This is a genomic window from Erythrobacter sp. W302b (assembly GCF_046452395.1).
GTDB lineage: Bacteria > Pseudomonadota > Alphaproteobacteria > Sphingomonadales > Sphingomonadaceae > Erythrobacter.
On sequence record NZ_JBKFDH010000003.1, the window covers coordinates 76,193 to 100,269 of the forward strand.

Consider the following 24,077-nt stretch of genomic DNA (forward strand, 5'->3'; position numbering starts at 1 on the left):
GACAATCCTGTGCATTGTGCTGGACGTTAACCAGCCGCGGATGCGGCGGCATATCCGTTTGGGGGGATCGGGGTACCTAAACCGGCGATGGCCGGATGGCAGACTGCCGGCTGAGTGCCTTCACGACCAGTTCGGGGTGACTGAAGCTCATGAAGCGCCCCGCACCCGGTACCATTGTGATGTGCGCATCGGGGAGAACCTTGCGCCAGTATCGCAGGGTTTCATGGGGATCGTGGATGCTGTCCTGATCGCCCACCAGCAGCGTCAGCCGGTGGGTTCCGCGCAGCGGTTGCGGCATGCCCACGGTCGCAAGCGCTGTCTGTTCACGCACGAAACCATCGAGCTTGCCTGCGCGAAAGGCCATCACGCCCCGATAATAGTCCTGCATGTGCAAGGGATCGGCCATTGTCCTTTCATCGGCCGGACAGCCCGCGGCCGAACGCAGGACATTGTCGCGCACCCGTGCGAAGGTCAGCGATTGCACAGCCCAGCGCGACATCACGCCAGCGGCCCATGGCCGCCGCACGAAGTTGCGCTTCATCGCTGCCAGAAAGCCGCTTCGCTTGGAGCTCGACCGGGCATCGGGATCGGGATTCATGATCACGGCCGCGGCGATCAATGCAGGGCATTGCCGTTGCAGTGCGACGATGATCTGCGCCGCGCCGCGCGAGACCAGTTTGATGCGGGTCCAGCCCTTGGCTTCGCAGACGTCGATGATGTCGCGTGCGGCGAGGTTGAAGTAGTCGTCGCCCCGGCAATCCGCCGGCGCTGCATCCGTCCCGCCAAAGCCGGGCCGGTCGATCGCAATCGGCCGATAGCCATTGTTTTGCAGCGCTTCCACCAGCGCGCGATTGACCGGACGATTGGTCATGCTGGAATGCAGCACCAACAGCGGCTCGCCCGAGCGTGGGCCATAGTCGCTCGCCATGATGACGCGTCCATCGCGCGCGGTCAGGGTGAGCTCGTGGTGAACAGCTTCGGGAAAGGGATCGTGCCCGTCATGCAGGGTGGTCGCGATTGCCAGCAGCCGGAACTCCACCATCGTCCGCGCGAGAGCGGCCGCATTGGTGACATCGACGGCGGCGAAGATATGCGCCAGCTCTTTCTTCACCAGGGCTTCGGACACCTTAAGCATGCGCGCCACCTCCTGCCGCGCCGCGCCATTGGCGATTAGGCCCGCGATCTGGGTCTGCCTTTCTGACAGGCCATAGGCGTAGGCGAGCAAAGCGTCGCTTTCTTCGGCATTGCTCCCGGTGCGGGCGATCCCCAGTCCAATGAGCGTGATGAGGTTCTGAAGGTTGGCCGCGCCCACCATCTGGCGCGCTGTGCCGAGATATTCGCGTGCCGTTTCATAGGCGAGCCCGACGCGCGCCGCCGCGGCCCGGACATCGCCAGACTGGAACAAGGCGACGACCAGCCGCGTGACCGATGGCGACATTCCGAAGTCCCGGGCAAAGCCGTGCAACTGCGCCTCAATCAGGGTCCAGTCTGGCCGCAGCACGCACAGGTTGCGTGCCGACATCGCATTGCCCTTCAGTGCGGGGTCGAGGATGATCCGGCACATGGCCGCGCTGTCACCGACAATGACAGTGGTCGGCCCGAAGCGCTTGTCATTGTAGGTTTCGAACCAGAATCCCTCGCCTTGCGTTTCAAGCCGAGTGAACTGGACCTGCCACCACCCCTGGTCCGAGCCGATTGCATCCGGCCCTTCTTCGCATCGATCCGGAAGGATGACATCGACCTTATGCACTGCGCCGCCGCCTCCTTAGAGAACCGTGCAAGTCATAGGCTTGCGCGTCGCCACACGACATCCCCCTAAATGGGTTAAACAAGCCGAGCCGTATCATGCTAATCAGTGAGCGGCGCGGCGCGCGGAAGTCGCCGAGCTGCCCGAGAACAGGCTCCTGTGCTATTCGATATCTGCGGCATCATACTGAAGGCAGTTCGGGCATGAACGATACGGACATCAGCCGCTTTAGTTATCGCCGCAGGCAAGCGCAAAACTCGGTCAGATTATCGCTGATCATTGCATTTGTCGGGGCAATGCTGGGAACGGTCGTTGCCGTCGGCCTCGGCGATGTATCCGGCCCAGAATCGTGGGTGCTGGGCATTGCCGCCGTCGTCACCGGGGGATTGCTGGTCGCAGTGTCGATCCGGCCAGCGATGGCAACCGGTGTGATCACCGGATGCCTGACCGTCTACTATTGCGTGCACCTCAACGCAGGGGCGATCATCGCCTACGCCACCACCGATGAGATTTCCCGCACTCTGCCTTACATGGCCTGGTTCTTCCCGCTGGTCGTGTTCCACCACTTCACCAATTTTGGCTTTTACAAACGCCGGATCGGGGTTCTGGTAAACATCGGCCCCGCGCCCATGATCCTGTTCATGATGGGCGATCTGACAGACGCGGTCGGCATTGCCACCGTCTTGTCCTACACGATCAGCTACTTTGCTTTCGTGACTTTCATCGGGTTGTTCACCGAACACCGCGATCAGGAAATCAGGCGTGCGGCGCTGGCCGAGGAGACGGAACGGAGCGCCGCGACGCTCCGCGTGAGCGAGGAACGCTTCCGCTTGCTCAGCCTCGCGACCAACGACCTTGTCTGCGACATCGATCTTGCCGCTGGCACGGTCTGGTGGAACGAAAAACTCTTGGACAGCTATGGCTATGATCCGCGCGAGTTTGCGATGGATCCGCAGGCCCGTGAGAACTGGATCCATCCCGACGACCGCGAGCGGGTCGTCAAAAGCCTGCGCGCAGCTATCGCAAACGGCCACGGGACATGGCTGTGCAAGTTCCGGTTTGTTTGCGCGAGTGGCGAAGTTGTCGACATGGTCGAACGCGCCATGATTCTGCATGATGCCGAAGGACAGGCCACCCGGATCATCGGCAGTTCCACCGATGTGTCGGAATTCAATGCTCTGGAAATGAAGCTGCGTCAGGCACACAAGATGGAAGCTGTGGGCCAGCTGACAGGCGGGTTGGCGCATGATTTCAACAATCTGCTCACGATCATCCTCGGCAATGCTGAGGAACTTGCGCAAATCCATGCTGCGGACCCAGATTCACGCTGGCTGGCGGAAACCACGATGGAGGCCGCCGAACGCGGAGCCATACTCACAAGCAGGTTGCTCTCCTTCGCGCGGCTTCAGACCTTGTCTCCTGCCAAGCTAAATCTCAGCGGATTGTTCGCAGGCATTGAAACGCTGGTCCGCCGGACCATCCCTGAAAACATCACGATATCGCTGGCAGCTGGTCCCGATGTCTGGGCGGTCGAGATTGATCCGAGCCAGCTGGAAAATGCGATCCTGAACCTCGTCATCAATGCGCGCGATGCCATGCCGAACGGCGGTAAAATCACCATCACGGCTTCGAACACAATCATTGGGGCGGATGATCCGCGGCGCCAGGAAGATTGTGATGCTGACCGCTATGTCATGATCAGGGTCGCAGATGATGGCTGCGGGATGCCGGCACACGATATCGAACGGGCGTTCGAACCCTTCTTCACGACCAAGGAGGTGGGCCAGGGCTCAGGTCTTGGCCTCTCGATGGTGTGGGGGTTTGTGCGTCAATCGCACGGGTTCGCCGAGATTACGTCGGAGCTCATGAATGGCACCACCATCAGCCTCTATTTCCCCGCAACTGATGATGAAGACATCCAACCTGCCCAACCCGACGCGCAGCAGGTGCCAACCGGCCGGGCGGAGCGCATTCTTGTGGTCGAGGATGATGCTTTGGTTCGGCAGAGCCTCGTCGCCCAGCTCGAGCGGCTCGGCTACACGATAGTGGCCGCAGGATCGGCCGCCGAGGCCTTGCAGATCATCGCCGAGAGCCCGCCCTTCGATCTGCTTTTCACCGATGTCATCATGCCCGGCGAGATGAATGGCTGGAAGTTGGCAGAGGTTGCGCGCGAGCAACAACCAGGACTGAGGGTGCTATTGGCATCAGGTTACAGCGAAGACCCGCTGATGCGGGAACGACGCCTGCAAAACCCCTTGAGCGTCTTGACCAAGCCCTTCCGCCGGACAGAATTGGCCGAAACCATTCGCAAGCTTCTGGATCAATAGCGGCGCAACGCCTGCGTGTCTGACTGACACAGCGGCAGAGTGGGGAATGAGGCACTCACCGAGAATTTTGCGGCCAAAAGCAAGCCGCTCGTCGCAGAAAACGATAGGTTTGCATATTTGCAGGCTGGCCACCGGGCGTTTCCGGTGCAAGGAGGCATCGTGGTGACGCGAAGGAAAAACAAGGCAGGTCGCACGCTGCACCCCAAGCCTATCATGGATCAATGCCGTAGCTAGAGGCCTTAAGCAGCCCTCATGCGGCCAATTTTCTGCGAGACTGTTATCTCTCTCCCTGCCCAGACCAAACCACCGCACATCTTCCGTTTCGCTGCCGCCGCGCTTGCTGCGCTGGCGCTGGTCGGCTGCTCGGGTGATGCGGGCGATGCAACGCGCGACCGGCCTGTGCCGGAGGTCGGCTATGTCGTGGTCAAGGCCAGCTCCGTGCCGATTCCGGTCGAGCTGGCGGGACGGGTCACGGCGTTCGAGATGTCCGAGGTGCGGCCGCAGGTCAGCGGGCTGATCCGACGCCGATTCTTTACCGAAGGGGCCATGGTACAGGCGGGGCAGACACTCTACGAAATCGACCCGCGTCTGTTTCGCGCTGGCGCAGCCGAGGCCAACGCCAACCTCAACAGCGCTCTCGCCAATGCCGAAGCCACCCGCGTCCGTGCCGAGCGGTTGAAGCCACTGGCCGAAGCGCAGGCGGTCGCGATGCAGGACTATACTGATGCGCAGGCGGCCGCACGTCAGGCAGCGGCATCGGTGCAGCAGGCGCGCGCGCAGCTTCAAACGGCCAATATCAACCTCCAATTCACCCGCGTGCCCGCGCCGATCACCGGTCGTATCGGCCGCTCGCTGTTCACGGTGGGCGCGCTGGTCACCGGCAACCAGGCCGAGCCTCTGGCGGTAATCCAGGGCGTCGATCCGGTGTTTGTCGATATCCAGCAATCGAGCGCCGATCTTCTCGCGCTGCGCAAGTCGCTGGTGCAAGGCGGCGCCGTTCCGGCCAGCACGGCGGTGCGCCTGATCCTTGAGGATGGGACCGAGTATGGCCCCCAAGGGATCGTTCAATTCTCCGAAGTCATGGTCAACCCGGAGACGGGCACGGTGACGCTGCGCGCCCGTTTCCCCAATCCGAACGGCTTGCTGCTGCCGGGAATGTTTGTGCGGGCGCGCTTCGATCAGGCGATCGATACCGGCGCGATCCTTGTGCCGCAGGCGGCCGTGACCCGCAATGCCCGAGGCGAGGCGAGCGTATTCGTGGTCGATGCCGGCGACAAGGCCGCCGAACGCAAGGTCGAGGCGAACCGTGCGGTCGGCTCTGACTGGGTGGTGACAGGTGGTCTGAAACCGGGCGACAAGGTGATCGTCCAAGGCGTCGCCAAGATCAGGCCGGGCGCGCCGATCCGCCCAGTCCCGGCGAGCAAGCCGCAAGTGATCGCCGCCCCCAAGCCCGATACGAAGGGCTGAGGCGCGGCATGTCGCGTATTTTCATCGAACGGCCGATTTTTGCCTGGGTGCTGGCGATCATTACGATGCTCGCAGGCATCGGATCGATCACCCTGCTGCCGATCGAGCAATATCCCGACGTCGCCCCGCCGCAGGTCAACATTCGCGCGACGTTCCCCGGTGCTTCGGCAGAAACGCTGGAAAACAGCGTCACCCAGATTATCGAGCAGCAGCTGACCGGGATCGACGGTCTGCTCTATTTCAATTCCAGCTCCACCTCGCGCGGACAGGTGACGATCAGCGCCACCTTCGAAAAAGGCACCGATCCCGATATTGCCCAGGTGCAGGTGCAGAACCAGGTGCAACAGGCGCTCGCCCGCTTGCCGCAACAGGTGCAGCAGCAGGGGCTGCGCGTCACCAAATCCAACCCTGATTTCCTGATGATCGTCGGCGTCTATGACGAGACCGACCGCAGCACCAATATCGACGTATCCGATTTTCTGGTTTCGAACCTCCAGGACGAACTTTCGCGGATCGAGGGCGTGGGGGAAACCAACGTGTTCGGCTCACCTTACGCGATGCGGGTCTGGCTTGATCCTGACCGGCTTGCCGCGGTCGGGCTGATGCCGGGCGACATCGTCACCGCGATCCGCAACCAGAACACCGAAGTCGCGGCCGGCGAAGTCGGCGGGGTGCCGCAACCCGACAGCAACCAGCTCAATGCCACGGTCACCTCGCAATCGCGTTTGCGCACCGTGGACGAGTTCAAGGCGATCATCCTCAAATCCGAACAGAGCGGCGCGATCGTGCGGCTCAGCGATGTTGCACGGGTGGAACTGGGCGCGGAAAACTACTCGGCATCCAGCCGGATCAACGGACACCCGGGGGCTGGCCTCGCCATCTCGCTGGCGCCGGGCGCCGATGCATTGGCCACCGCCGATCTCGTCAAACAGGCCGTCGCCGATGCCAAGCCGAGCTTTCCGCCGGGCTACAATGTCGCCTACGCCAACGACACCACGGCCTTCATTCGCCTGTCGATCGACGAGGTGGTGCAGACGCTGATCGAAGCGATCCTGCTTGTGGTGCTGGTCATGTTTGTGTTCCTGCAAAGCTGGCGCGCGACCCTGATCCCCACGATCGCCGTGCCGGTGGTGTTGCTGGGCACGTTCGCGATCTTCTACGTTGCGGATTTCTCGATCAACACCCTGACACTGTTCGGCCTGGTGCTGGCGATCGGCCTGCTGGTCGATGATGCGATTGTGGTGGTCGAGAATGTCGAGCGCCTTCTCGAAGAAAACCCCGACATGACGCCCAAGGAGGCGACAATCCAGTCGATGGGCGAGATCCAGGTGGCGCTGGTCGCCATTGCGGTGGTGCTCTCCGCGGTGTTCCTGCCCATGGCGTTCTTCGGCGGGTCGACCGGGGTGATCTATCGCCAGTTCTCGATCACCATCGTCTCCGCGATGGTCCTGTCGGCGCTGGTCGCCTTGATCCTGAGCCCGGCGCTGACCGCCACCTTGCTGCGGCAAAAGCGCCATTCTGCCGACGGACAGGACAGCTGGTTGCAGCGCACTTGGCCTCGCGGGGCCGGGGCGCTGGCAAGGGCCCAGTCGTGGTTCAACACCACCTTTGCGCGCGGCACCGACAAGTATGTCGTGGCCGTGGAGCGGGTGGTCGATCGCAAGTGGCTGTTCCTGGCGATCTACGCGATTGTGCTGGTTCTGCTGGCCGTGCTGTTTGTGCGCCTGCCGACAGGCTTTTTGCCGACTGAGGATCAGGGGTCGGTGCGCCTTCAGTACCGCTTGCCAGCGGGCGCAACGCTGGGGCGCACGCGCGAGGTGCAGCTCGCCATCGAAAAATACATGCTGGAAGATGAACGCAAGAACATCGCCGTCATGTTCAGCGTTGCGGGTGGCGGACAGGGGGCGGCCGGGCAGAATACCGGACAGGGCTTCGTCAATTTCGTCGACTGGTCGAAGCGCGAAGGCGTGGAGAACTCTGCCGACGGGATCAGCGAGCGCGCAAACAAAGCCTTCGCCGGGTTCCGCGATGCGCAGGTCAATGTGCTGGTCCCTGCGGCGATCCGCGGACTTGGTCAGACCAACGGCTTCAGCCTCCAGCTCCAGAACACCAGCGGGATGAGCCGCGAAGAATTCGTCGCCGCGCGCGACAAGCTGCTGGCGGCAGCCGAGGGGGATCCCGCCCTCGCCGGCGTTCGACTGGGCGAGCTGCCCGATGTGCAGACCTTGCAGGTGGATATCGACCAGCCCAAGCTCGCTGCCCTGGGGCTCAATCAGGCGGATGTGAATGCCACCTTGTCCGCCGCGTGGGGCGGGCAGTATGTCAATGACTTCATCGATCGCGGGCGGGTGAAGCGGGTGTTTGTGCAGGCCGATGCGCCCTACCGTGCGACGCCGGACGATATCGGCCGCTGGTTCGTGCGCGGCGATAATGGGCAGATGGCGCCCTTTTCCTCGTTTGCCCGCACCCGCTGGTCGGCCACGCCAACGACGCTGTCGCGCTTTCAGGGTTATCCCAGTTTCCAGTTCGACGGCCAGGCTGCGCCGGGCGAAAGCTCGGGCGCGGCGATGGACCGGATCGAGGCGCTGGCCAAGGACATCCCGGGCGTCAGCGTCGCATGGTCGGGCCTGTCGTTCCAGGAACGGCTCTCCTCCGGTCAGGCGCCGCTGCTCTACGCGCTGTCGCTGCTGGTGGTGTTCCTGTGCCTTGCCGCGCTCTATGAGAGCTGGACCATCCCGGTGGCGGTGATGCTGGTGATTCCGCTGGGGCTGGTCGGTGCAGTCTTCGCCGTTACGCTGCGGGGGCTTGAGAACGACGTGTTTCTCCAGATCGGGCTGCTCACGACGATGGGACTGGCGGCCAAGAATGCCATCCTTGTGATCGAGTTTGCCGAGCAAGCCGAAAAGCGCGGCGCGCGGGTGATCGATGCCGCGCTGGAGGCGGCCCGGCTGCGCCTGCGCCCGATCCTGATGACCAGCCTCGCCTTCATCTTTGGTGTGTTGCCTCTGGCGCTGTCGAGCGGGGCCGGTGCCAACAGCCGCATCGCGATCGGCACATCGGTGATCGGGGGGATGCTGACCGCGACGGTGCTGGCGATCTTCTTCATCCCGCTGTTTTTCGTAATCGTGCGCCGCACCACCCGCGATACGCTCAAGAAGCTGCATTTCGGCCCGAGCACGCCGTCTGATGCAAGCGAAGGAGGCGCGGCATGAGAAGCGGGGCCGTGATCGCGCTGGCGTTGCTTTCGGGCTGTTCAATGGCGCCCAAATATGTGGAGCCCGCCCTGCCCGTCCCGGCATCATGGCCGGTGGGTGATGCCTATCTTGCGCAGAGTGAGGCCGCGCTGCCGGTGATGACCTACCGCGAGGTCTTCACCGATCCGCGGCTCACGCAGGTCATAGAACAGGCGCTCGCCAATAATCGCGACCTGCGCGTGGCTGCCGCGAACATCGCCGCCGCCCGCGCGCAGTTCCGCATCCAGCGGGCGGGGCAACTACCGCAGATCGGCGCAGGCGCCGGCCGCACGCAGTTTGACAACGGCACAGCCAACCAGAACCGCAACCAGGACGTCGACATCGGCAATGATCCGTCGGCCAGCCGCTCGACCGCCGGGGTCCGCTACACCGCCGATGTGAGCACAACGGCGTTCGAGGTCGACCTGTTCGGGCGGTTGCAATCGCTGTCCGATGCCGCGCTCAATCGCTATTTCGGTACGGAGGCGGCGGCGCGGGCCACGCGGCTGACGCTGATCGGCGATGTCGCCGATGCGTGGCTGACCTATGCCGCCGATCGCTCCTTGCTGAGGCTTGCCGAAGATACGGCGGCCAATGCGCGCGAGCAGGTGAAGCTGACCCGGCTGCGGCTCGACGGCGGTATCGCGCCGCGCACCGATCTGCGGCAGGCGGAACAGATCCTTGCCACCGCCGAAGCCGATATCGCGCAGCAGAAAACCGCGCTCGCGCAGGACATCAACGCGCTGCAACTTCTGGTCGGCGCGCCGGTGGAGGACGCGCTGCTGCCGCAATCAATCGCCGACGCGGGCGAGGCGGTGCGCATTCTGCCAGCTGGCGTCGATTCCGCGATCCTGCTGCGCCGACCCGATGTGATGCAGGCGGAATATGAATTGCGCGCCGCCAATGCCGAAATAGGCGCGGCGCGCGCGGCGTTGTTCCCGCGGATCACGCTGACGGGGCTAGCAGGCCTTGCGAGCAATGCGCTGTCCACCTTGTTCACGGGCGCTGCGTTCAATTATTCTGCGGGCGCCAATGTGCGCTATTCGCTGTTCGCAGGCGGCGCGGCGCAGGCCGGCGTGGCCCAGACCGAAGCGCAGCGCGATGCGGCGGTGGCAGGCTATGAGCGGGCGATACAAGCCGCCTTCCGCGATGTTGCCGACGCGCTCGCACGCCGTGGCACGATCACCGAGCAGCTGCGCGCCAACCGTGCCTTTGTCGATGCGGCCGAGGATAACTTCAGTCTTGCCGACTTGCGCTATCGCGGCGGGATCGATTCCTTCCTTGCCAGTCTTGATGCGCAGCGCGCGTCCTATGCGGCACAGCGCACGCTTCTCGCAACGCAACTGATCGAAGCCAGCAACCGGGTCGCGCTTTACCGCGCGCTGGGAGGCGAGACCGTGGACGAGCAGAAATTCCCCGACCGGCCCCGAAGCTGAACCTAAGCGTCGAATATCTCTGCCAGGACAGCTGTGAGTTCCGTTGACCTGTAAGGCTTCTTCAGAAGCTTCATGTGCTCGATCTCATCGAGCTGCAAGTGTTCGAAGGCAAAGGCAGGATAGCCGGAAGTGAACAGCACCTTCATGCGAGGATCGCGTTTCCTGACTGCCTCGGCGAGCTGCTGTCCATTGATACCACCCGGCATGATCACATCTGTGAACAGCAGATCGTACCCCATGCCGCGATCAAGCAGCGAAAGCGCCTGTTTCCCGTCCTCCGCAGCAGTGACGAGATAGCCCATTTTGCTGAGCATTTTCTCGACATGGGACCGCAGTTCAGCCTGGTCCTCCACAAGCAGAATCCGCTGCCCGTTTCCGGGGCGCGCCTTTTCGGTTTCGGTCGTGTGCTCCTGTTCCGCTCCCGGCTCGAGGAAACGGGGAAGGAAAAGCTTGATGGTCGTGCCCTGTTCCGGCTCGCTGTGGATGGTCACGTGTCCATCGGATTGCTTGGCAAAGCCATAGACCGTGCTCAGACCAAGCCCGGTGCCCTTGCCCACATCCTTGGTCGTGAAGAAGGGTTCGAACACCTTTGCGAGAACGTCAGGCGGCATACCTGCACCATTGTCGCTGACCGAGACGACGACATAATCACCCGGTGCCAGTTCCGATTGCAAAGGCTGCAGATCGTCCGAGATCGTTACATTCTCGCAACTTATCACGATATCGCCGCCGGCCGGCATCGCGTCCCGGGCATTGACGGCTAGGTTGACGATAGCCTGTTCCAGCGCGTTGGCATCGGCCTTGGCCTGCCAGATGTCCGACGGGATCCTGCACTGGATGGTGATGGATTCGGGTATGCCCGCCCTGAGCAGTGCAACGGTCGACGGCACCAATCTGGTCAGATCGACGCGCCCGGTCTGCAAATGCGACTGACGGGAGAAAGAGAGCAGTCGCTGGGTGAGATCGGCTGCACTCCCACAGGCCTGATAGATGAGAGCAACAGACTCGGCCTGCTCTTCATCAAGGCCGCTCATTTCCAGAAACTCGGCATTGCCTTGGATGATCATGAGCTGATTGTTGAAGTCGTGCGCCACGCCGCCCGTCAGCTGACCCACCGCTTCGAGCGCACGCGCGCGCGAATAGCCTTCCTGCTGGCGCTTCTCGATCGTCACATTGCGGGCATTGCCCAGCATGCGATGGGCCCTGCCATCGGGATTGCGCAGGATCGCCGCCTTGACCGCCAGATCAACCTTGGTCCCATCACTGCCGATCAGAACGTATTGAATCTCCCATTGCGCTGCATCGGACTTGATGACTTCGAGAAACGAACGTTGCACCCGCAAGGCATCTTCAGGCTCGACGTGATCGAGAAAGTATCGCTCCTCGCTCACACCGGGATCGATGGCGACACCGAGCCGGTCGGGCCAATCCGGCGTGACCCACATGGCATTGGTTTCGAAATCGCGATCCCACAACACGTCGCTGACAGTGTCGGCGATGATGCGGAACCGTTCCTCCGATGCCTCGAGCGCGTGCATGGCATCGTTCAGCTGGCCGATATCCGTACCGGTGCCGATGATTCGGAGCGCCTTGCCGGACTCATCGCGCACGATCGAACCCCGCACGGCCGCACGCCCGTGCGAACCATCGGGGCGCACAAAGCCGTAATCGAGGGAATAGCGTTCCTTGCCGGATTCGATCGCGTCGATCGTCACGCGGCGGACGAGATCATGATCGGCTTCCACCGCGCTGATGGCACTGAGCCTGTCCAGACTGACATGGCTTGGTGCCGGATAGCCATAGATCGTCTCGAAGGATTCGTTGGCCCAATAGGCACCGGTCTCGATGTCCCATTCGAAGACCACATCCTGGGTCGCACGCACCGCCAGCTCAAAGCGTTCCTGATAAATCTTCGTCTCGCGCTCGGCTTCCTTGATTTGCGTTATTTCAGTGAAGCTGGTGAGCACCTTGTCGACATTCCCATGGCTGTCCAGCAAAGGGAACGCATTGCAGATCAGCCAGATAAGCTTGCCATCGCTGTCGCGCTTGTTGCCGAACACCATGCCGCGGATCGGCTTTCGCTCAGCCATGGCGCGGTTCACCGGATATTCTTCGATGGGCAAAGGCGAGCGATCTTCCCTGATGAAAGACCAGACCGGATCAGTGTCCACGGCTCCAAAGGCGGAGTCCTTATTCACCCCCAGCAGCTCAAGCGCCCTCGGATTGGCGTAGATGATTTCCGTGTCGGCGTTGTGAAGCACCACGCCCGAAAGGACGTTCTCCATCATGAACTGATGATCGAGTGCGAGCTGCTCTGCCTTGATTTCAGAGCGCTTTTGCTCGGTGATGTCCCGCACGATGCCGATGAAATGGCGGAAGGACCCATCGGCATTGCATTCAGGCCTGAAGGAGAGATCGTACCAGACGGTCTCACCCGACTTGCGGTGGCTGCGGACGTCCCCGGAAAAGGGTTGCCGCGCCTGAATTGCCGCGTCGATGGCCATAATGACCGCGTTGTCCATATCCGGCCCTTGCATGATGCCGCACAACGCGCCCGCCATTTCCGACCGATCAAACCCGGCGAGGTCAAGAAATGCCTGATTGCAATATACAATTTTGCGATCATCGCCGAACACAACCACGCCTTGCGAGACCGTATCGAGAAGAGTGGTAAGCGTGCTGCTGTCCATAACCGGTCGTTGCCGTCGCCCCAAAAGCCTAAACCATGTTAGTATTAGCAAGTCTCTTGCTCAAGGAAACGGAGGCCAGGTGCTATTTCTCCCGGCCAGATCCGCAATCGTGAGTCAGGCACCCCTATCGCACATCGCTCCACGGCTTGGACAGCAGCCCAGCGCAGTTGATCACACCGACCAGCGAATATGTCTGGGGGAAATTGCCCCAAAGCTCGCCGTCATTGTAGTCGAGGTCTTCGCTCAGCAGGCCTGAGCGGGTCGTATGGCTCAACATTGTTTCGAACAGGCGGCGGGCCTCGTCCCCGCGGCCTGCCATGTGGAGCGCTTCGATCAGCCAGAAGGTGCAGACGTTGAAGGCGGTTTCCGGCGCACCGAAATCATCTTCGGCGGCGTAGCGCAGCATGAAATCGCCGCGGCGCAGCTGCCGTTCGACCGCCGCGAAGGTGGACAGAAAGCGCGGATTGTCAGGGGCGAGAAAGCGCAGTTCGACCATCTGAAGCAGGCTCGCGTCGAGGTAATCGCTTTCAAAGCTCGCGCCGTAGTGGCCGCCTTCCGGGCCATTCTCGACCCATGCATCCTGCTCGATGCGCGCCCGGATCGCGTCGGCGCGTTCCCGCCAAAGGCCTGCGCGATCCGTCTTGCCGAGCCAGTCCGCCGCCATCGCCAGCCGATCGCACGCGGCCCAGCTCATCACGGCCGAATAGGTGTGGACCTCCTGCCGGGTGCGGAATTCCCACAGGCCCGCGTCGGGTTGATCGTGCATCGCCCACGCCATCTCGCCGACCTGTTCGAGGCTCTCGAAATCCCGGCCGTCGGCGATGCGCAGGAGGCGCTGGTCGATGAAGGCCTGCACCGTCGGCAGAACGATCTGGCCGTAGCAGTCATGCTGCACCTGCTTGTAGGCCGCGTTCCCGACCCTGACCGGCCCCATACCGCGATAACCCGCCAGCGCGGGGGCCGTGGCTTCGCTCAGTTCAGCCACGCCCATCACCGAATAAAGCGGCTGGATCTGCCCGCCTTTGGCCCCGTCGACGATATTGCGCAGATAGGCGAGATACTTCTCCAGCACATCCAGCGCGCCCAATCGGTTCAAGGCCTGCACGGTGTAATAGGAATCCCGGATCCAGCAGTAACGGTAGTCCCAGTTCCGCTCCGAATAGGGCGCTTCGGGGATCGAGGTGGTGAGTGCTGCGACGATCGCGCCGGTTTCCTCGTGCTGGCACAGCTTCAGAGTGATGGCGCAGCTGATCACCTCATGTTGCCACTGGAACGGCGTGGCCAGCCCCCGGACCCAACGCTGCCAATAGTTGCGGGTGGCCTGCTCCATCCGACGGACTTCCTCACGCAGATTGCCGTCGAACGGCTCGTCCGGGCCAAGGAAGAAGTGCATGTCCTGTTCAAGCCGGAAGACGCGCTGTTCGAGAACATAACCGACCGGCACATCGGTGCTGAGGCGCAGGGCCTGCGGGCCGACGAGATAGCGAATGTGGTTGGAGCCGTGGGTGGTCTCGGCCAGCGCCGCGCCATAGTCACGCATCGGGCGGAGCACCACGCGGATGCGCGGGCTGCCAGCCACAGGACGCACGATCCGGCTGATCGCCACGGGCCGGTACATCCGCCCCTTGCCCTCATAGCGCGGGCAGAAATCGAGCACTTCGACAGCGCTGCCATCCTCCGCCTCTAGCCGGGTGACAAGGATCGGCGTGTTGCGGATGTATTCCTGCGTGGCCCGGACCTGCCCGACCAGTTCGAACCGCCAGATGCCGGTATCGCGGTTGTCGCCGTTGAGCAGCGAGCAGAACACGGGGTCGCCATCGACCCTTGGGACACAAGCCCAGACAACCGCGCCTTCGCGGTCAACCAGCGCGCTGACCTGGCAGTTGCCGATCGGCCAGAGTTCGAGATCGGGCGTCGTTGTTCCAACCATGAGGGCGTGTCCTTCTGCCGTTGCAAGGGCAAAGCGCGGCGCAGCCAACGGCCGCTCGCCAACCGCAATCCCCGGGAGCCGCCATGCTGATCGCAGGCGGCAAAGTTCTGCTCACCCTTAGCATTGTCCGGGATGAACACAGGCTTGGCGGACGGTTCGGCAGTCGCGAGCGCGAAAACTTGGCTCAGCGCTGATGGAGAGAAGCTGTTTGGCTAGTCGCCCACGAAGTCGCCCGGCGTGCCATCATGTGGCGCTTCGTGAGTGGCCCAATCGGCGGCGCCCGGCGGCGGCGCGGGCGTGCCAGCTGGGCCAGCACCCGCGCTTGCCTCACCCTGCCGCAGGCGGTGGAGGTGGACCTTGGCGATCATGTTGGCGCTGATCGGCGCGGTGACGAACAGAAACACCGAGACCAGCAGCTCATGCGTGGTCCAAACGCCCTCGGCCAGCTGGAACCACAGCACCGAACCGACCAGCATGGCCCCCAGCCCCAAGGTTGTCGCCTTGGTCGGGCCGTGGAGACGCTCCATCAGGGAAGGCAGGCGCACCAGACCCCAGCTGCCGATCAGCGCAAAGACGCCGCCCAGCACCACCAGCGCGCTGACGATCAGATCGGCAGAGGCGGGACCGGCGCCGTTCATTCGATGATATCCCCGCGCAGCAGGTACTTGGCATAGGACACTGTGCCGACAAAGCCGACCATCGCCAGCAGCAACGCGGCTTCAAAGGACGTGCCACTGCCCGAGCCGATACCGATGAGCACGATGATCCCGATCACGTTGATCACCATCGTATCAAGCGCGAGGATGCGGTCGGCGACCCCCGGACCCTTGAACAGCCGCCACAGGTTCAGCGCCAGCGCCACACCCAGTGCCGCAAAGCCGAAGGCGAGTGCATATGCGATCATCGGAAAATCTCCTTCAGCCGCGCCTCATACCGCGCCTTGACCTTGGCGACCTCGCCCGCCGGATCGGGCGCGTGCAGGGCATGGACCAGCAGATACTGGCCGCACGCCGAAATATCGCTCGAAACCGTGCCCGGCGTCAGGCTGATCGTGCCCGCAAACACCGTGATCGCTTCGGGCGAGGTCAGATCGAGCGGGATGGTCAACCAGGCGGGCTTGAGCGCGCGATTGGGCTTGAACAGGATGATTGCAGCGACGTGGAAATTGGCGACCACGATGTCCCACAGCACGATCGCGAGATAGCCGAGCGCAGGCATAAACCGCACCGGCGGCCGCTCGGGCCACCACGGCGCGGTGAAGATCGGCACCAGAATGCCGAACACGATCCCAAGGAACAGCGTGCCGAAGGTGAGGTCGCTGACCATCACCACCCACATCACGACCAGCAGCAGACTAAGACCGGGATGGGGCAAGAGGCGGTTCATCATTGTCCCACCTCCGTCAGCACAGCGCGCGCACTTTGCGCAGGGTCGAGCACCTGCGCGGCGGCGGCATCGGCATAGGCGCTCGCCCACCCTGCTCCTGCCGCGAGCGCAGCCAGCAGCGCCAAGGCGATGACGGGTGCAGCGAGGTCAACGCGGGTGGCAGGGCCCACAGGTGCGGTTCCCTCGCCAGCCGTCTTCCAGAATACCGCGCTCCCCACCCGGGCGAACCCGACCACGCCGATAAAGGTCGTCCCGAGGATCACGCCCCAGGACCAGCCCCAATCGGGCAGGGTGGCGACGGATGTGAGGATCAGCAGTTTGCCGATGAAGCCGGACAATGGCGGCAAGCCGGTGGCCGCAATCGCTGCGGCCATGAACAGGAGCGCGATTCCGCCGCGCTGCGCGAAGACCGGACTGGGGCTCGCCTTGTCGCCAAAAGCACCCCGCCGCCGCGCGACCACATCCGCCACCAGAAACAGCGCCGCCGCTGCCAGGGTCGAATGGGCGAGATAGTAGAGGCCCGCACCAAGGCTCCCGGCGCTCCACCCGGCGACCGCGATCAGCAGCGTGCCGGTCGATCCGATGACAGCATAGGCGGCCTGTTCGGACAGGCTACGCGCGACGAACACGCCCGCAAAGCCGATCACAGCGCTCACCAGAGCGGCGGGCAGCAGATAGGGTGCCGGCACCCACGCCGCCGCGCCTGCGCCATCACCGAAGACCTGCGGGACCACCCGGATCAGCGAATAGACGCCAACCTTGGTCATGATCGCAAACAGCGCCGCCACCGCCGGGGTGGAGACGGCATAGGTGCGCGCCAGCCACAGGTGCAGCGGCGCGACCGCGGCCTTGAGCGCAAAAACGCTCACCAGCAGCAGCGCAGCGATCCGCAGCAGGCCCTGATCCTCGGCCGGAACCGCGGCCACGCGCAGGCCCATGTCGGCCATGTTGAGCGTGCCGGTCAGCGCGTAGAGCATCCCCAGCGCGATCAGGAACAGCGAGGAACCGACGAGGTTCACCACCACATATTGCACACCCGCCTTGAGCCGCGCCGGGCCTTGGCCGTGCAGCATCAGGCCGTAAGAGGCGATCAGCAGCACTTCGAAGAACACGAAGAGGTTGAACAGGTCGCCGGTCAGGAAGGCACCGTTCAGGCCCATCAGTTGGAACTGGAACAGGGTGAGAAAATGCCAGCCCTTGCGGTCCGCGCGCGTCACCACCGCGTGCAGCAAGGCGATCAGCGCAAGGCTCGCCGTCAGCATCAGCATCATCGCGGCGAGCCGGTCAGCCACCAACACGATGCCAAAGGGCGCGGCCCACTCCCCCACGGCATAGGCGAGGATCGTACCATCGCTCACCTGCACCATCAGCGCGAGCGCGGTCGCCAGCATCGCGAGACACGAGGCCACGGAAACCGCAACGCCCAGCGTGGGACGCCGCCGTATCACCAGCATCACGATCGGCGCAGCCAGCGCCGGGATGATAACCGGCAGGATCGGGAGATGGTCAGCGAGCATCACGGCCGCGTGTCCTCCCCCTCTTCGGCGATGCGGCCAGCCGTGCCGTCCTGCGTGTCACACGGCACATTGTCGCCGTCGACATGATCGCTGCCGGTCTCAAGAAAGCTGCGCAGGCTCAGAATCACCACGAAGGCGGTCATGCCGAAGGTGATGACGATCGCGGTCAGCACCAGCGCCTGGGGCAGAGGGTCGGTGTAATCGCTCACCGCCTTGTCCCAGATCGGTGGCCGCCCCACCACCAACCGCCCCGAGGCGAACAGGAAGAGGTTGACCGCGTAAGAGATCAGCGTGAGGCCGAGCACCACCTGAAAGGTGCGGGCCCGCAGAGCCAGATAGATGCCGCCGGCCACCAGCACGCCAATCGCGCTCGCAACGAGGAATTCGTAACTCATGCGCCGCCCTCCCCGCCTTTGCGGGCCGCGCGGGCCGCACGCTGGGCGATGTGGCTCAATTGCGCGAGCGCCAGCATGACGGCGCCAAACACGGTGAGGAACACGCCGGTATCAAACAGCATCGCGCTGGCCAGCTCGAATGTGCCGATCAGCGGGAGCGTGAAATAGCCGAAGGTCGAGGTCATGAACTTTGCCCCGAACAGGAACGAGCCGAGCCCTGTCGCCATCGCCACCAGCACGCCCCAGGCGATCAGCTGATGCTCTCCGAACCGCTTGCGCGCTTCGGACCAGTCGAACCCGGCGGCGAGGTATTGGACGAGGAAGGCGATTGCGGCTACCAGTGCGGCAATGAAACCGCCGCCCGGCTGGTTGTGCCCGCGCAGGAACAGGTAGATCGCCACGGTCAGGGTCAGCGGCAAGACGATGCGGCTGGCAACAACCAGCATCATCGGATGGCGTTCGGGCGAATGGGGCATGTCCTCGCGCCACGCCCGCAGCCGCGCGCCTGCTGCGCCGGTGGCCGTGCTTTCCAGCAGCGCGAAGATGCCGAGCCCGGCGATGCCAAGCACGATGATCTCTCCGAGGGTATCGAAGGCGCGGAAATCGACGAGGATGACGTTGACCACATTGGTCCCCCCTCCGCCCGATTTGGCATTGGCAAGGTGATAGGCGGCAATACTCGGCCCCGGATCGCGGGTCAGCATGGCCCAGGCAATCCCGCCGACCAGCACGCCGCCGGTGATCGCCAGCGCGCCGTCACGCCATTTGCGCGGGGCGGTGGACAGCAGCGGCGGGTTTTTGGGCAGAAGGTTGAGCGCAAGCAGCAGCAGCAGGATCGTCACCACCTCGACCGAAATCTGGGTCAGCGCGAGATCGGGCGCGGAGAATTGCACGAAGGTCAGACTGACGACGAGCCCGATGACGCTGACATAGATCAGCACGCGCAACCGGTTGCGGGAATCGTTCACCACAGCCGCTGTCGCCGCGATCAGCAGCACCCACGCGACGACCGCGACCGGCGAGGCGGGCAGGAGCGCGCGGCCACCGGTCAGCGCCCCGCCACCCGCCTGCGCGCCGTCGATGACCAGCAGCACGATCACGCCGAAGCTCGCCAGCAGCATCCGTTGCAGCGAGGGTGTGTGCGTGGCGACAATCGCCTTGCGCACCCATCTGTCGGCGAAGGCGAGGGCGCGTTCGAAGATGTGCTTCGCATCTGGCAGGCTGGCCCGCTCCCATGCGGCCAGCAGCGGCCTATGCTGCCACAGCAGCAACGCGCCGCCAGCGACCGCGATCAGGCTGAGGATCAGCGCGAGGTTGACCCCGTGCCACAGGGCGAGGTCGAATTCGGGCGCTGGCGCTCCGGTGACGGCGGCGGTCACGGCGCCCACCAGCGGGCCTGCGAGCAGCATCGGGATCAGACCGAGCAGCGCCGCCAGCGTGGTGAGCAGCGCGGGTGCGATCCACATGCCGGCGCCCGGATCATGCGCGCGGGCATAGGGCTCGGCCTCGCGCGGCTGGCCGAAAAACAGATGCGCGGCCAGCCGTAGCGAATAGCCGACCGAGACGGTCGCGCCCAAGGTCGCCAGCACCGGCAGCAGCCAGGGCAGGCCCAGCCATGCGAGCTTGGGGGTCTCGTAGAGCATCAGCTCCTTGGAGATGAACCCGCCCAGCGGCGGTAAGCCCGCCATCGACGCTGCCGCCAGCGTGGCAGTCAGCGCGGTGATCGGCATCGCTTTCGCCAGCCCACCCAGCCGCCGGATATCGCGCGTGCCGGTCTCATGCTCGACGATTCCGGCGCTCATGAACAGTGCCGCCTTGAAGGCTGCGTGGTTGAGAATGTGCAACACCGCCGCCAGCGCCGCTGCCTCCAGCGAAAAGCCGAGCAGCATCACCAGCATCCCGAGCTGCGAGATGGTGGAATAGGCAAGAATGCTCTTCAGATCGTGCCGGAACAGCGCCACCACTGCGCCCACGATCATCGTGGTCAGGCCCACGCTCGTGACGATACCGGTGTAAAGCTCGGTCCCCGCCAGCACCGGCCACAGCCGCGCGAGGAGAAACACGCCCGCCTTCACCATCGTCGCCGAATGGAGATAGGCGCTCACCGGGGTCGGGGCGGCCATCGCATGGGGGAGCCAGAAGTGGAACGGGAACTGCGCGGACTTGGTGAAACACCCCAGCAGGATCAGCCCCAGCAACACCGGATAAAGTGGTGATGCACGAACGATGTCACCGCGCTCAAGGATCGTCGCAAGATCGAAGCTTCCCGCCACCAGCCCCAGCAGCACCATGCCCCCGATCAGCGCGAGGCCTCCGCCGCCTGTGACCGCCAGCGCCATGCGCGCGCCTTGCCGCGCCTCCGCCTTGTGCTGCCAGAACCCGATCAGCAGGAAGGAGGCGAGACTGGTCATCTCCCAGAACACCAGCAGCAGCAGCACATTGCCCGCAATGACGATACCCAGCATCGCGCCCTGAAACAGCATCAGGCTGGCGAAGAAGCGCCCGGTGGCCTCACCCGCATAGAGGTAGAAATGCCCAAAGATCACCACCAGCAAGCCGATGCCAAGGATCAATCCCGCGAACATCAACCCCAGCGGATCGATCATCAGCGTCAGATCGAGACCGAGCGCCGGCACCCACGCCCAGCTGGCCGAAGGCACCTCCCCGCCGAGCACTGGCGCGGTGAGCATCGCCAGAAGCGCCAGCCCCCCGGCGCTCGCCCCGGCGGCGATGCCGGAATGCACCGCCCGCCCCGCGCGATGCAGCAGCGCAATCGCCAGCGCAGCCAAAAATGGGAGCGCGACCAGCGTCAAAAGCGTCAAGGCAATAGCCATTGGCGGCCCCGGTGGTCCTTTGTCATACGAATAGGCGTTGCGACGGGGCCGCGGTCTGCGCCCCTGTCAGGCATAGACGAGGGTTTTGTCTCAGCACAACCCAATCCGGCCCGCCAAGGTTCCCTCGGCAACCGGAGCCGGAGCTAATCGCCTTCGAACGCCATCAACGCATTGACCGCGATCCCCGCACTGCGCAGCCGCGCCGCGCCGCCAAGATCAGGCAGGTCGATCACGAACAGAGCCTGCTCGACCACCGCCCCCGCCATGCGCAGCAGTTCGGCCGAAGCGAGTGCCGTGCCGCCGGTGGCGATGAGGTCATCGACCATCACCACCTTCTGCCCGGGCTCGATCGCGCCCGGGTCCATTTCGAGCCGGTCAGTGCCGTATTCGAGCGCATAGTCGATGCCGATGGTGTCGATCGGAAGCTTGCCGGGTTTGCGCACCGGCACAAAGCCGATGCCAAGCTGCACCGCGACCGCCGCTCCGAAGATGAAGCCGCGCGCTTCCATACCGGCAATCTTGTGTGCGCCCGCCGCATCGGCGAGCTCGGCAAGATGATGCACGCTCGCCGCCATGCCCTGATGGTGACCGATCAGCGTGGTGATGTCGCGGAACTGGATGCCCGGATGCGGGAAGTCCGGCACGGTACGCACCAGCGTCTTGAGCTCTGCGGGAGAGAGATGCGGTGCAGTCATAGCGAAAGGCCCCTGTTTCAGCCCCGTAAAAGCAGAGCGCCCCGCCATCCGCAAGGGATGACGGGGCGCTCCCGCATTTCGATGAGGCAGGCTTAGCCCTTCTTCGGCTTCACCCCGGCCCAGATCTGCTTGTAGCTGAGGAAGGCCAGCACCGTCGCGAACAGCAGGAAGCCGATCACGAACCAGCCGGTCTGCTTGCGCTCCACCAACGACGGTTCGGCCGTCCAGGTCAGGAAGGCTGCCACGTCGGTCGCCATCTGCGGGATGGTCGACGCGGTGCCGTCCGCATAGGTCACCTGACCGTCAACCGCGAGCGGCGGAGCCATGGCGATGTTCACGTTCGGGAAGTGCTTGTTGAAGTACAGACCATCAGGGGTCTCGAAGCCAACCTTGGCGGCCTTGGCCGGATCGGCCTCACCATAGCCGGTCAGCAGCGAATAGACGTAGTTCGATCCGTCATGACGCGCCTTGGTGATCAGCGAGAGATCAGGCGGGATCGCGTTGTTGTTGGCAGCGGCCGCCGCGATGGCGTTGGGGAACGGCATCGGGAAGTAGTCGATCGGCTCACCCGGACGGGTGGTCGTCTCGCCGGTGGCGGGATCGATGCCCGGAACGGTCCAGCTGGCGGCCTCGGCGTCAACTTCAGCCTCGGTATAGCCAAGCTCCTGAAGGTTGCGGAAGGCGACGAACTTCAGGCTGTGGCAGGCCGAGCAGACCTCTTTGTAGACCTGATAGCCGCGCTGCAACTGGGCATAGTCCCACTTGCCGAACGCACCGTCGAAGGAGAAGCCGTTCGCCGGGCCTTCACCATGCTCGTAGAAGGCATAGGACGGCTGCTTTTCCGGCGCCGGGCCGAAGGCGAAGTTGTAGGCACCGGGTGCAAGCGACCAGAGCACCAGAACTAGGGTGATGGCCAGGCCTGCAATGATGCCGCCGAGACGAATAGACATGACTGAACTCTTTCTCGTTGTCGGTTCAGATAGCTTGGGACTGCCCCGGCCGCTTATTCGGCCGGTTGCAGTGAACCATCAGTGGCGGTGCCAGCGTCGGTGCCGTCCACCGTACCGGCGCGCGGAGCTTCCACGACCTTATCCTTGCCGAGCACCGCTTCGGTGATCGAGAAGGGCAGCGGCTTGGGCACTTCGATCTGGCTGATGATCGGCAGGATCACCAGGAAGTGCAGGAAGTAATACGCCGTGGCGATCTGGCTGATGATCACGTAGGGCTCTTCAGCCGGCGCACCGCCGCAGATGAACAGCGCGATCATGGTCGGGATCAGGCCGAACCAGAAGAACTTGCGGAACATCGGGCGATAGTGACCCGAACGCACCGGGCTCTTGTCCAGCCAGGGCAGGACGAACCACAGCAGGATCGAACCGAACATCGCGATCACGCCGAGCAGCTTGGCCGGGATCAGCACGATGCCGGTGAACGGAATGCTGAGGTCACCGGTGAAGGCGCGCAGGATCGCGTAGAACGGCCAGAAGTACCATTCGGGCACGATGTGCGCGGGCGTCGAGAGCGGGTTCGCTTCGATGTAGTTGTCCGGGTGACCCAGCGCGTTGGGCAGGAAGAACACCATGGTGGTGAACAGGATCAGGAACACGCCGAGGCCGAAGCCGTCCTTCGCGGTGTAGTAGGGGTGGAACGGCACGGTGTCCGATTCCTGCTTCACTTCCACGCCGGTCGGGTTCGACGAGCCGGGGATGTGCAGCGCCCAGATGTGCAGGATCACGACGCCCGCGATCACGAAGGGCATCAGGAAGTGCAGCGAGAAGAAGCGGTTGAGCGCGGCGTTGTCCGGCGCGAAGCCGCCCAGCAGCCACACCTGCAGCGGCTCACCCACCAGCGGGATCGCCGAGAACAGGCCGGTGATGACCTGCGCGCCCCAGAAGCTCATCTGGCCCCACGGCAGGACGTAGCCCATGAAGGCGGTCGCCATCATCAGCAGGAAGATCACCACGCCCAGCAGCCAGATCATCTCGCGCGGGGCCTTGTAGGAGGAATAGAAGAACCCGCGGAAGATGTGCAGGTAGATCACGATGAAGAAGAAGCTTGCCCCGTTGGCGTGGGCATAACGCAGCATCCAGCCGTAATTGACGTTGCGCATGATGTGCTCGACCGTCCCGAACGCGACCTGCGCGTTGGCGGCGTAGTGCATCGCGAGCACGACGCCAGTGACGATCTGGATCATCAGGCAGAAGCCGGCAAGCACGCCGAAGTTCCACATGTAATTCAGGTTGCGCGGCACCGGATAACCGGCACCCACCGCGTTGTAGACGAGCCGCGGAAACGGCAACTTCTCGTCCAGCCACTTGGTGAAAGCGGACTGCGGTTCATACTGCTTGGCCCAGGCGAAACTCATGGCGTTCTCTCGGCTTGATCTGAGTTAAGGAAACAGACGATTATCATTATCGTTC

At 63.6% G+C, this 24,077-nt stretch carries 16 protein-coding genes; 4 read left to right on the plus strand and 12 right to left on the minus strand.

Features of this window, described 5'->3' with window-relative positions; all coding sequences use genetic code 11:
* Nucleotides 1–76: 76 nt before the first annotated feature.
* Nucleotides 77–1,750 carry an alpha/beta fold hydrolase gene (locus tag ACLBKT_RS15665; protein WP_410183918.1) on the minus strand — a complete coding sequence of 558 codons (1,674 nt, stop codon included), beginning with the start codon at nucleotides 1,748–1,750 and terminating at the stop codon, nucleotides 77–79.
* Nucleotides 1,751–2,388: 638 nt separating this feature from the next.
* Between ACLBKT_RS15665 and ACLBKT_RS15670 the strand changes: the two genes are divergently transcribed.
* The 4 genes from ACLBKT_RS15670 to ACLBKT_RS15685 all read left to right on the plus strand — a co-directional run bounded on the left by ACLBKT_RS15670 (nucleotide 2,389) and on the right by ACLBKT_RS15685 (nucleotide 10,210).
* Nucleotides 2,389–4,074: an ATP-binding protein gene (locus ACLBKT_RS15670; protein ID WP_410183919.1), complete on the plus strand. Its 1,686-nt coding sequence runs from the start codon at nucleotides 2,389–2,391 to the stop codon at nucleotides 4,072–4,074.
* A 252-nt stretch (nucleotides 4,075–4,326) separates the two neighbouring features.
* Nucleotides 4,327–5,541, plus strand: coding sequence for an efflux RND transporter periplasmic adaptor subunit (locus ACLBKT_RS15675; protein ID WP_410183920.1), 1,215 nt, complete (start codon nucleotides 4,327–4,329; stop codon nucleotides 5,539–5,541).
* Between the two features lie 8 nt (nucleotides 5,542–5,549).
* Nucleotides 5,550–8,753 carry a multidrug efflux RND transporter permease subunit gene (locus ACLBKT_RS15680; RefSeq protein WP_410183921.1) on the plus strand — a complete coding sequence of 1,068 codons (3,204 nt, stop codon included), beginning with the start codon at nucleotides 5,550–5,552 and terminating at the stop codon, nucleotides 8,751–8,753.
* On the plus strand, nucleotides 8,750–10,210 hold the full coding sequence (locus ACLBKT_RS15685) for an efflux transporter outer membrane subunit (RefSeq protein WP_410183922.1): 1,461 nt from the start codon (nucleotides 8,750–8,752) through the stop codon (nucleotides 10,208–10,210). The genes ACLBKT_RS15680 and ACLBKT_RS15685 overlap by 4 nt, the downstream gene beginning before the upstream one ends.
* 2 nt (nucleotides 10,211–10,212) lie before the next feature.
* On the opposite strand, the gene ACLBKT_RS15690 is transcribed toward ACLBKT_RS15685, so the two are convergent.
* The 11 genes from ACLBKT_RS15690 to ACLBKT_RS15740 all read right to left on the minus strand — a co-directional run bounded on the left by ACLBKT_RS15690 (nucleotide 10,213) and on the right by ACLBKT_RS15740 (nucleotide 24,022).
* Nucleotides 10,213–12,900 carry a PAS domain S-box protein gene (locus ACLBKT_RS15690; RefSeq protein ID WP_410183923.1) on the minus strand — a complete coding sequence of 896 codons (2,688 nt, stop codon included), beginning with the start codon at nucleotides 12,898–12,900 and terminating at the stop codon, nucleotides 10,213–10,215.
* A 124-nt stretch (nucleotides 12,901–13,024) separates the two neighbouring features.
* On the minus strand, nucleotides 13,025–14,830 hold the full coding sequence (locus ACLBKT_RS15695) for a glycoside hydrolase family 15 protein (RefSeq protein ID WP_410183924.1): 1,806 nt from the start codon (nucleotides 14,828–14,830) through the stop codon (nucleotides 13,025–13,027).
* 212 nt (nucleotides 14,831–15,042) lie between these two features.
* Complete coding sequence (locus ACLBKT_RS15700) at nucleotides 15,043–15,468, minus strand: Na+/H+ antiporter subunit G (protein WP_410183925.1); 426 nt, start codon at nucleotides 15,466–15,468, stop codon at nucleotides 15,043–15,045.
* On the minus strand, nucleotides 15,465–15,734 hold the full coding sequence (locus ACLBKT_RS15705; protein ID WP_410183926.1) for a K+/H+ antiporter subunit F: 270 nt from the start codon (nucleotides 15,732–15,734) through the stop codon (nucleotides 15,465–15,467). The genes ACLBKT_RS15700 and ACLBKT_RS15705 overlap by 4 nt, the downstream gene beginning before the upstream one ends.
* The gene (locus ACLBKT_RS15710; RefSeq protein ID WP_410183927.1) at nucleotides 15,731–16,219 is read right to left on the minus strand and encodes a Na+/H+ antiporter subunit E; all 489 of its coding nucleotides are present in this window, start codon (nucleotides 16,217–16,219) and stop codon (nucleotides 15,731–15,733) included. Before ACLBKT_RS15710 ends, ACLBKT_RS15705 begins: the two co-directional genes overlap by 4 nt.
* Nucleotides 16,216–17,733 (minus strand): monovalent cation/H+ antiporter subunit D, encoded by a 1,518-nt coding sequence (locus ACLBKT_RS15715; RefSeq protein ID WP_410183964.1) that lies wholly within the window; start codon nucleotides 17,731–17,733, stop codon nucleotides 16,216–16,218. The genes ACLBKT_RS15710 and ACLBKT_RS15715 overlap by 4 nt, the downstream gene beginning before the upstream one ends.
* Entirely contained in the window at nucleotides 17,733–18,128 is a 396-nt protein-coding gene (locus tag ACLBKT_RS15720) for a Na+/H+ antiporter subunit C (RefSeq protein WP_410183928.1), read from the minus strand. Before ACLBKT_RS15720 ends, ACLBKT_RS15715 begins: the two co-directional genes overlap by 1 nt.
* Complete coding sequence (locus ACLBKT_RS15725; RefSeq protein WP_410183929.1) at nucleotides 18,125–20,962, minus strand: monovalent cation/H+ antiporter subunit A; 2,838 nt, start codon at nucleotides 20,960–20,962, stop codon at nucleotides 18,125–18,127. The genes ACLBKT_RS15720 and ACLBKT_RS15725 overlap by 4 nt, the downstream gene beginning before the upstream one ends.
* Before the next feature lie 143 nt (nucleotides 20,963–21,105).
* Nucleotides 21,106–21,657 carry an adenine phosphoribosyltransferase gene (locus ACLBKT_RS15730; protein WP_410183930.1) on the minus strand — a complete coding sequence of 184 codons (552 nt, stop codon included), beginning with the start codon at nucleotides 21,655–21,657 and terminating at the stop codon, nucleotides 21,106–21,108.
* 92 nt (nucleotides 21,658–21,749) lie between these two features.
* Nucleotides 21,750–22,607, minus strand: coding sequence for a cytochrome c1 (locus ACLBKT_RS15735; protein WP_410183931.1), 858 nt, complete (start codon nucleotides 22,605–22,607; stop codon nucleotides 21,750–21,752).
* Nucleotides 22,608–22,660: 53 nt separating this feature from the next.
* Entirely contained in the window at nucleotides 22,661–24,022 is a 1,362-nt protein-coding gene (locus ACLBKT_RS15740; RefSeq protein ID WP_410183932.1) for a cytochrome b, read from the minus strand.
* Nucleotides 24,023–24,077 lie beyond the last annotated feature (55 nt).

Excerpts from the sequence above, each read along its gene's own strand:
- ACLBKT_RS15670 (WP_410183919.1), top strand. The coding sequence starts at position 2,389 with ATGATGGGCGATCTGACAGACGCGGTCGGCATTGCCACCGTCTTGTCC.
- ACLBKT_RS15675 (WP_410183920.1), top strand. The coding sequence starts at position 4,327 with ATGCGGCCAATTTTCTGCGAGACTGTTATCTCTCTCCCTGCCCAGACC.
- ACLBKT_RS15680 (WP_410183921.1), top strand. The coding sequence starts at position 5,550 with ATGTCGCGTATTTTCATCGAACGGCCGATTTTTGCCTGGGTGCTGGCG.
- ACLBKT_RS15685 (WP_410183922.1), top strand. The coding sequence starts at position 8,750 with ATGAGAAGCGGGGCCGTGATCGCGCTGGCGTTGCTTTCGGGCTGTTCA.
- ACLBKT_RS15690 (WP_410183923.1), bottom strand. The coding sequence starts at position 12,900 with ATGGACAGCAGCACGCTTACCACTCTTCTCGATACGGTCTCGCAAGGC.
- ACLBKT_RS15695 (WP_410183924.1), bottom strand. The coding sequence starts at position 14,830 with ATGGTTGGAACAACGACGCCCGATCTCGAACTCTGGCCGATCGGCAAC.
- ACLBKT_RS15700 (WP_410183925.1), bottom strand. The coding sequence starts at position 15,468 with ATGAACGGCGCCGGTCCCGCCTCTGCCGATCTGATCGTCAGCGCGCTG.
- ACLBKT_RS15705 (WP_410183926.1), bottom strand. The coding sequence starts at position 15,734 with ATGATCGCATATGCACTCGCCTTCGGCTTTGCGGCACTGGGTGTGGCG.
- ACLBKT_RS15710 (WP_410183927.1), bottom strand. The coding sequence starts at position 16,219 with ATGATGAACCGCCTCTTGCCCCATCCCGGTCTTAGTCTGCTGCTGGTC.
- ACLBKT_RS15715 (WP_410183964.1), bottom strand. The coding sequence starts at position 17,733 with ATGCTCGCTGACCATCTCCCGATCCTGCCGGTTATCATCCCGGCGCTG.
- ACLBKT_RS15720 (WP_410183928.1), bottom strand. The coding sequence starts at position 18,128 with ATGAGTTACGAATTCCTCGTTGCGAGCGCGATTGGCGTGCTGGTGGCC.
- ACLBKT_RS15725 (WP_410183929.1), bottom strand. The coding sequence starts at position 20,962 with ATGGCTATTGCCTTGACGCTTTTGACGCTGGTCGCGCTCCCATTTTTG.
- ACLBKT_RS15730 (WP_410183930.1), bottom strand. The coding sequence starts at position 21,657 with ATGACTGCACCGCATCTCTCTCCCGCAGAGCTCAAGACGCTGGTGCGT.
- ACLBKT_RS15735 (WP_410183931.1), bottom strand. The coding sequence starts at position 22,607 with ATGTCTATTCGTCTCGGCGGCATCATTGCAGGCCTGGCCATCACCCTA.
- ACLBKT_RS15740 (WP_410183932.1), bottom strand. The coding sequence starts at position 24,022 with ATGAGTTTCGCCTGGGCCAAGCAGTATGAACCGCAGTCCGCTTTCACC.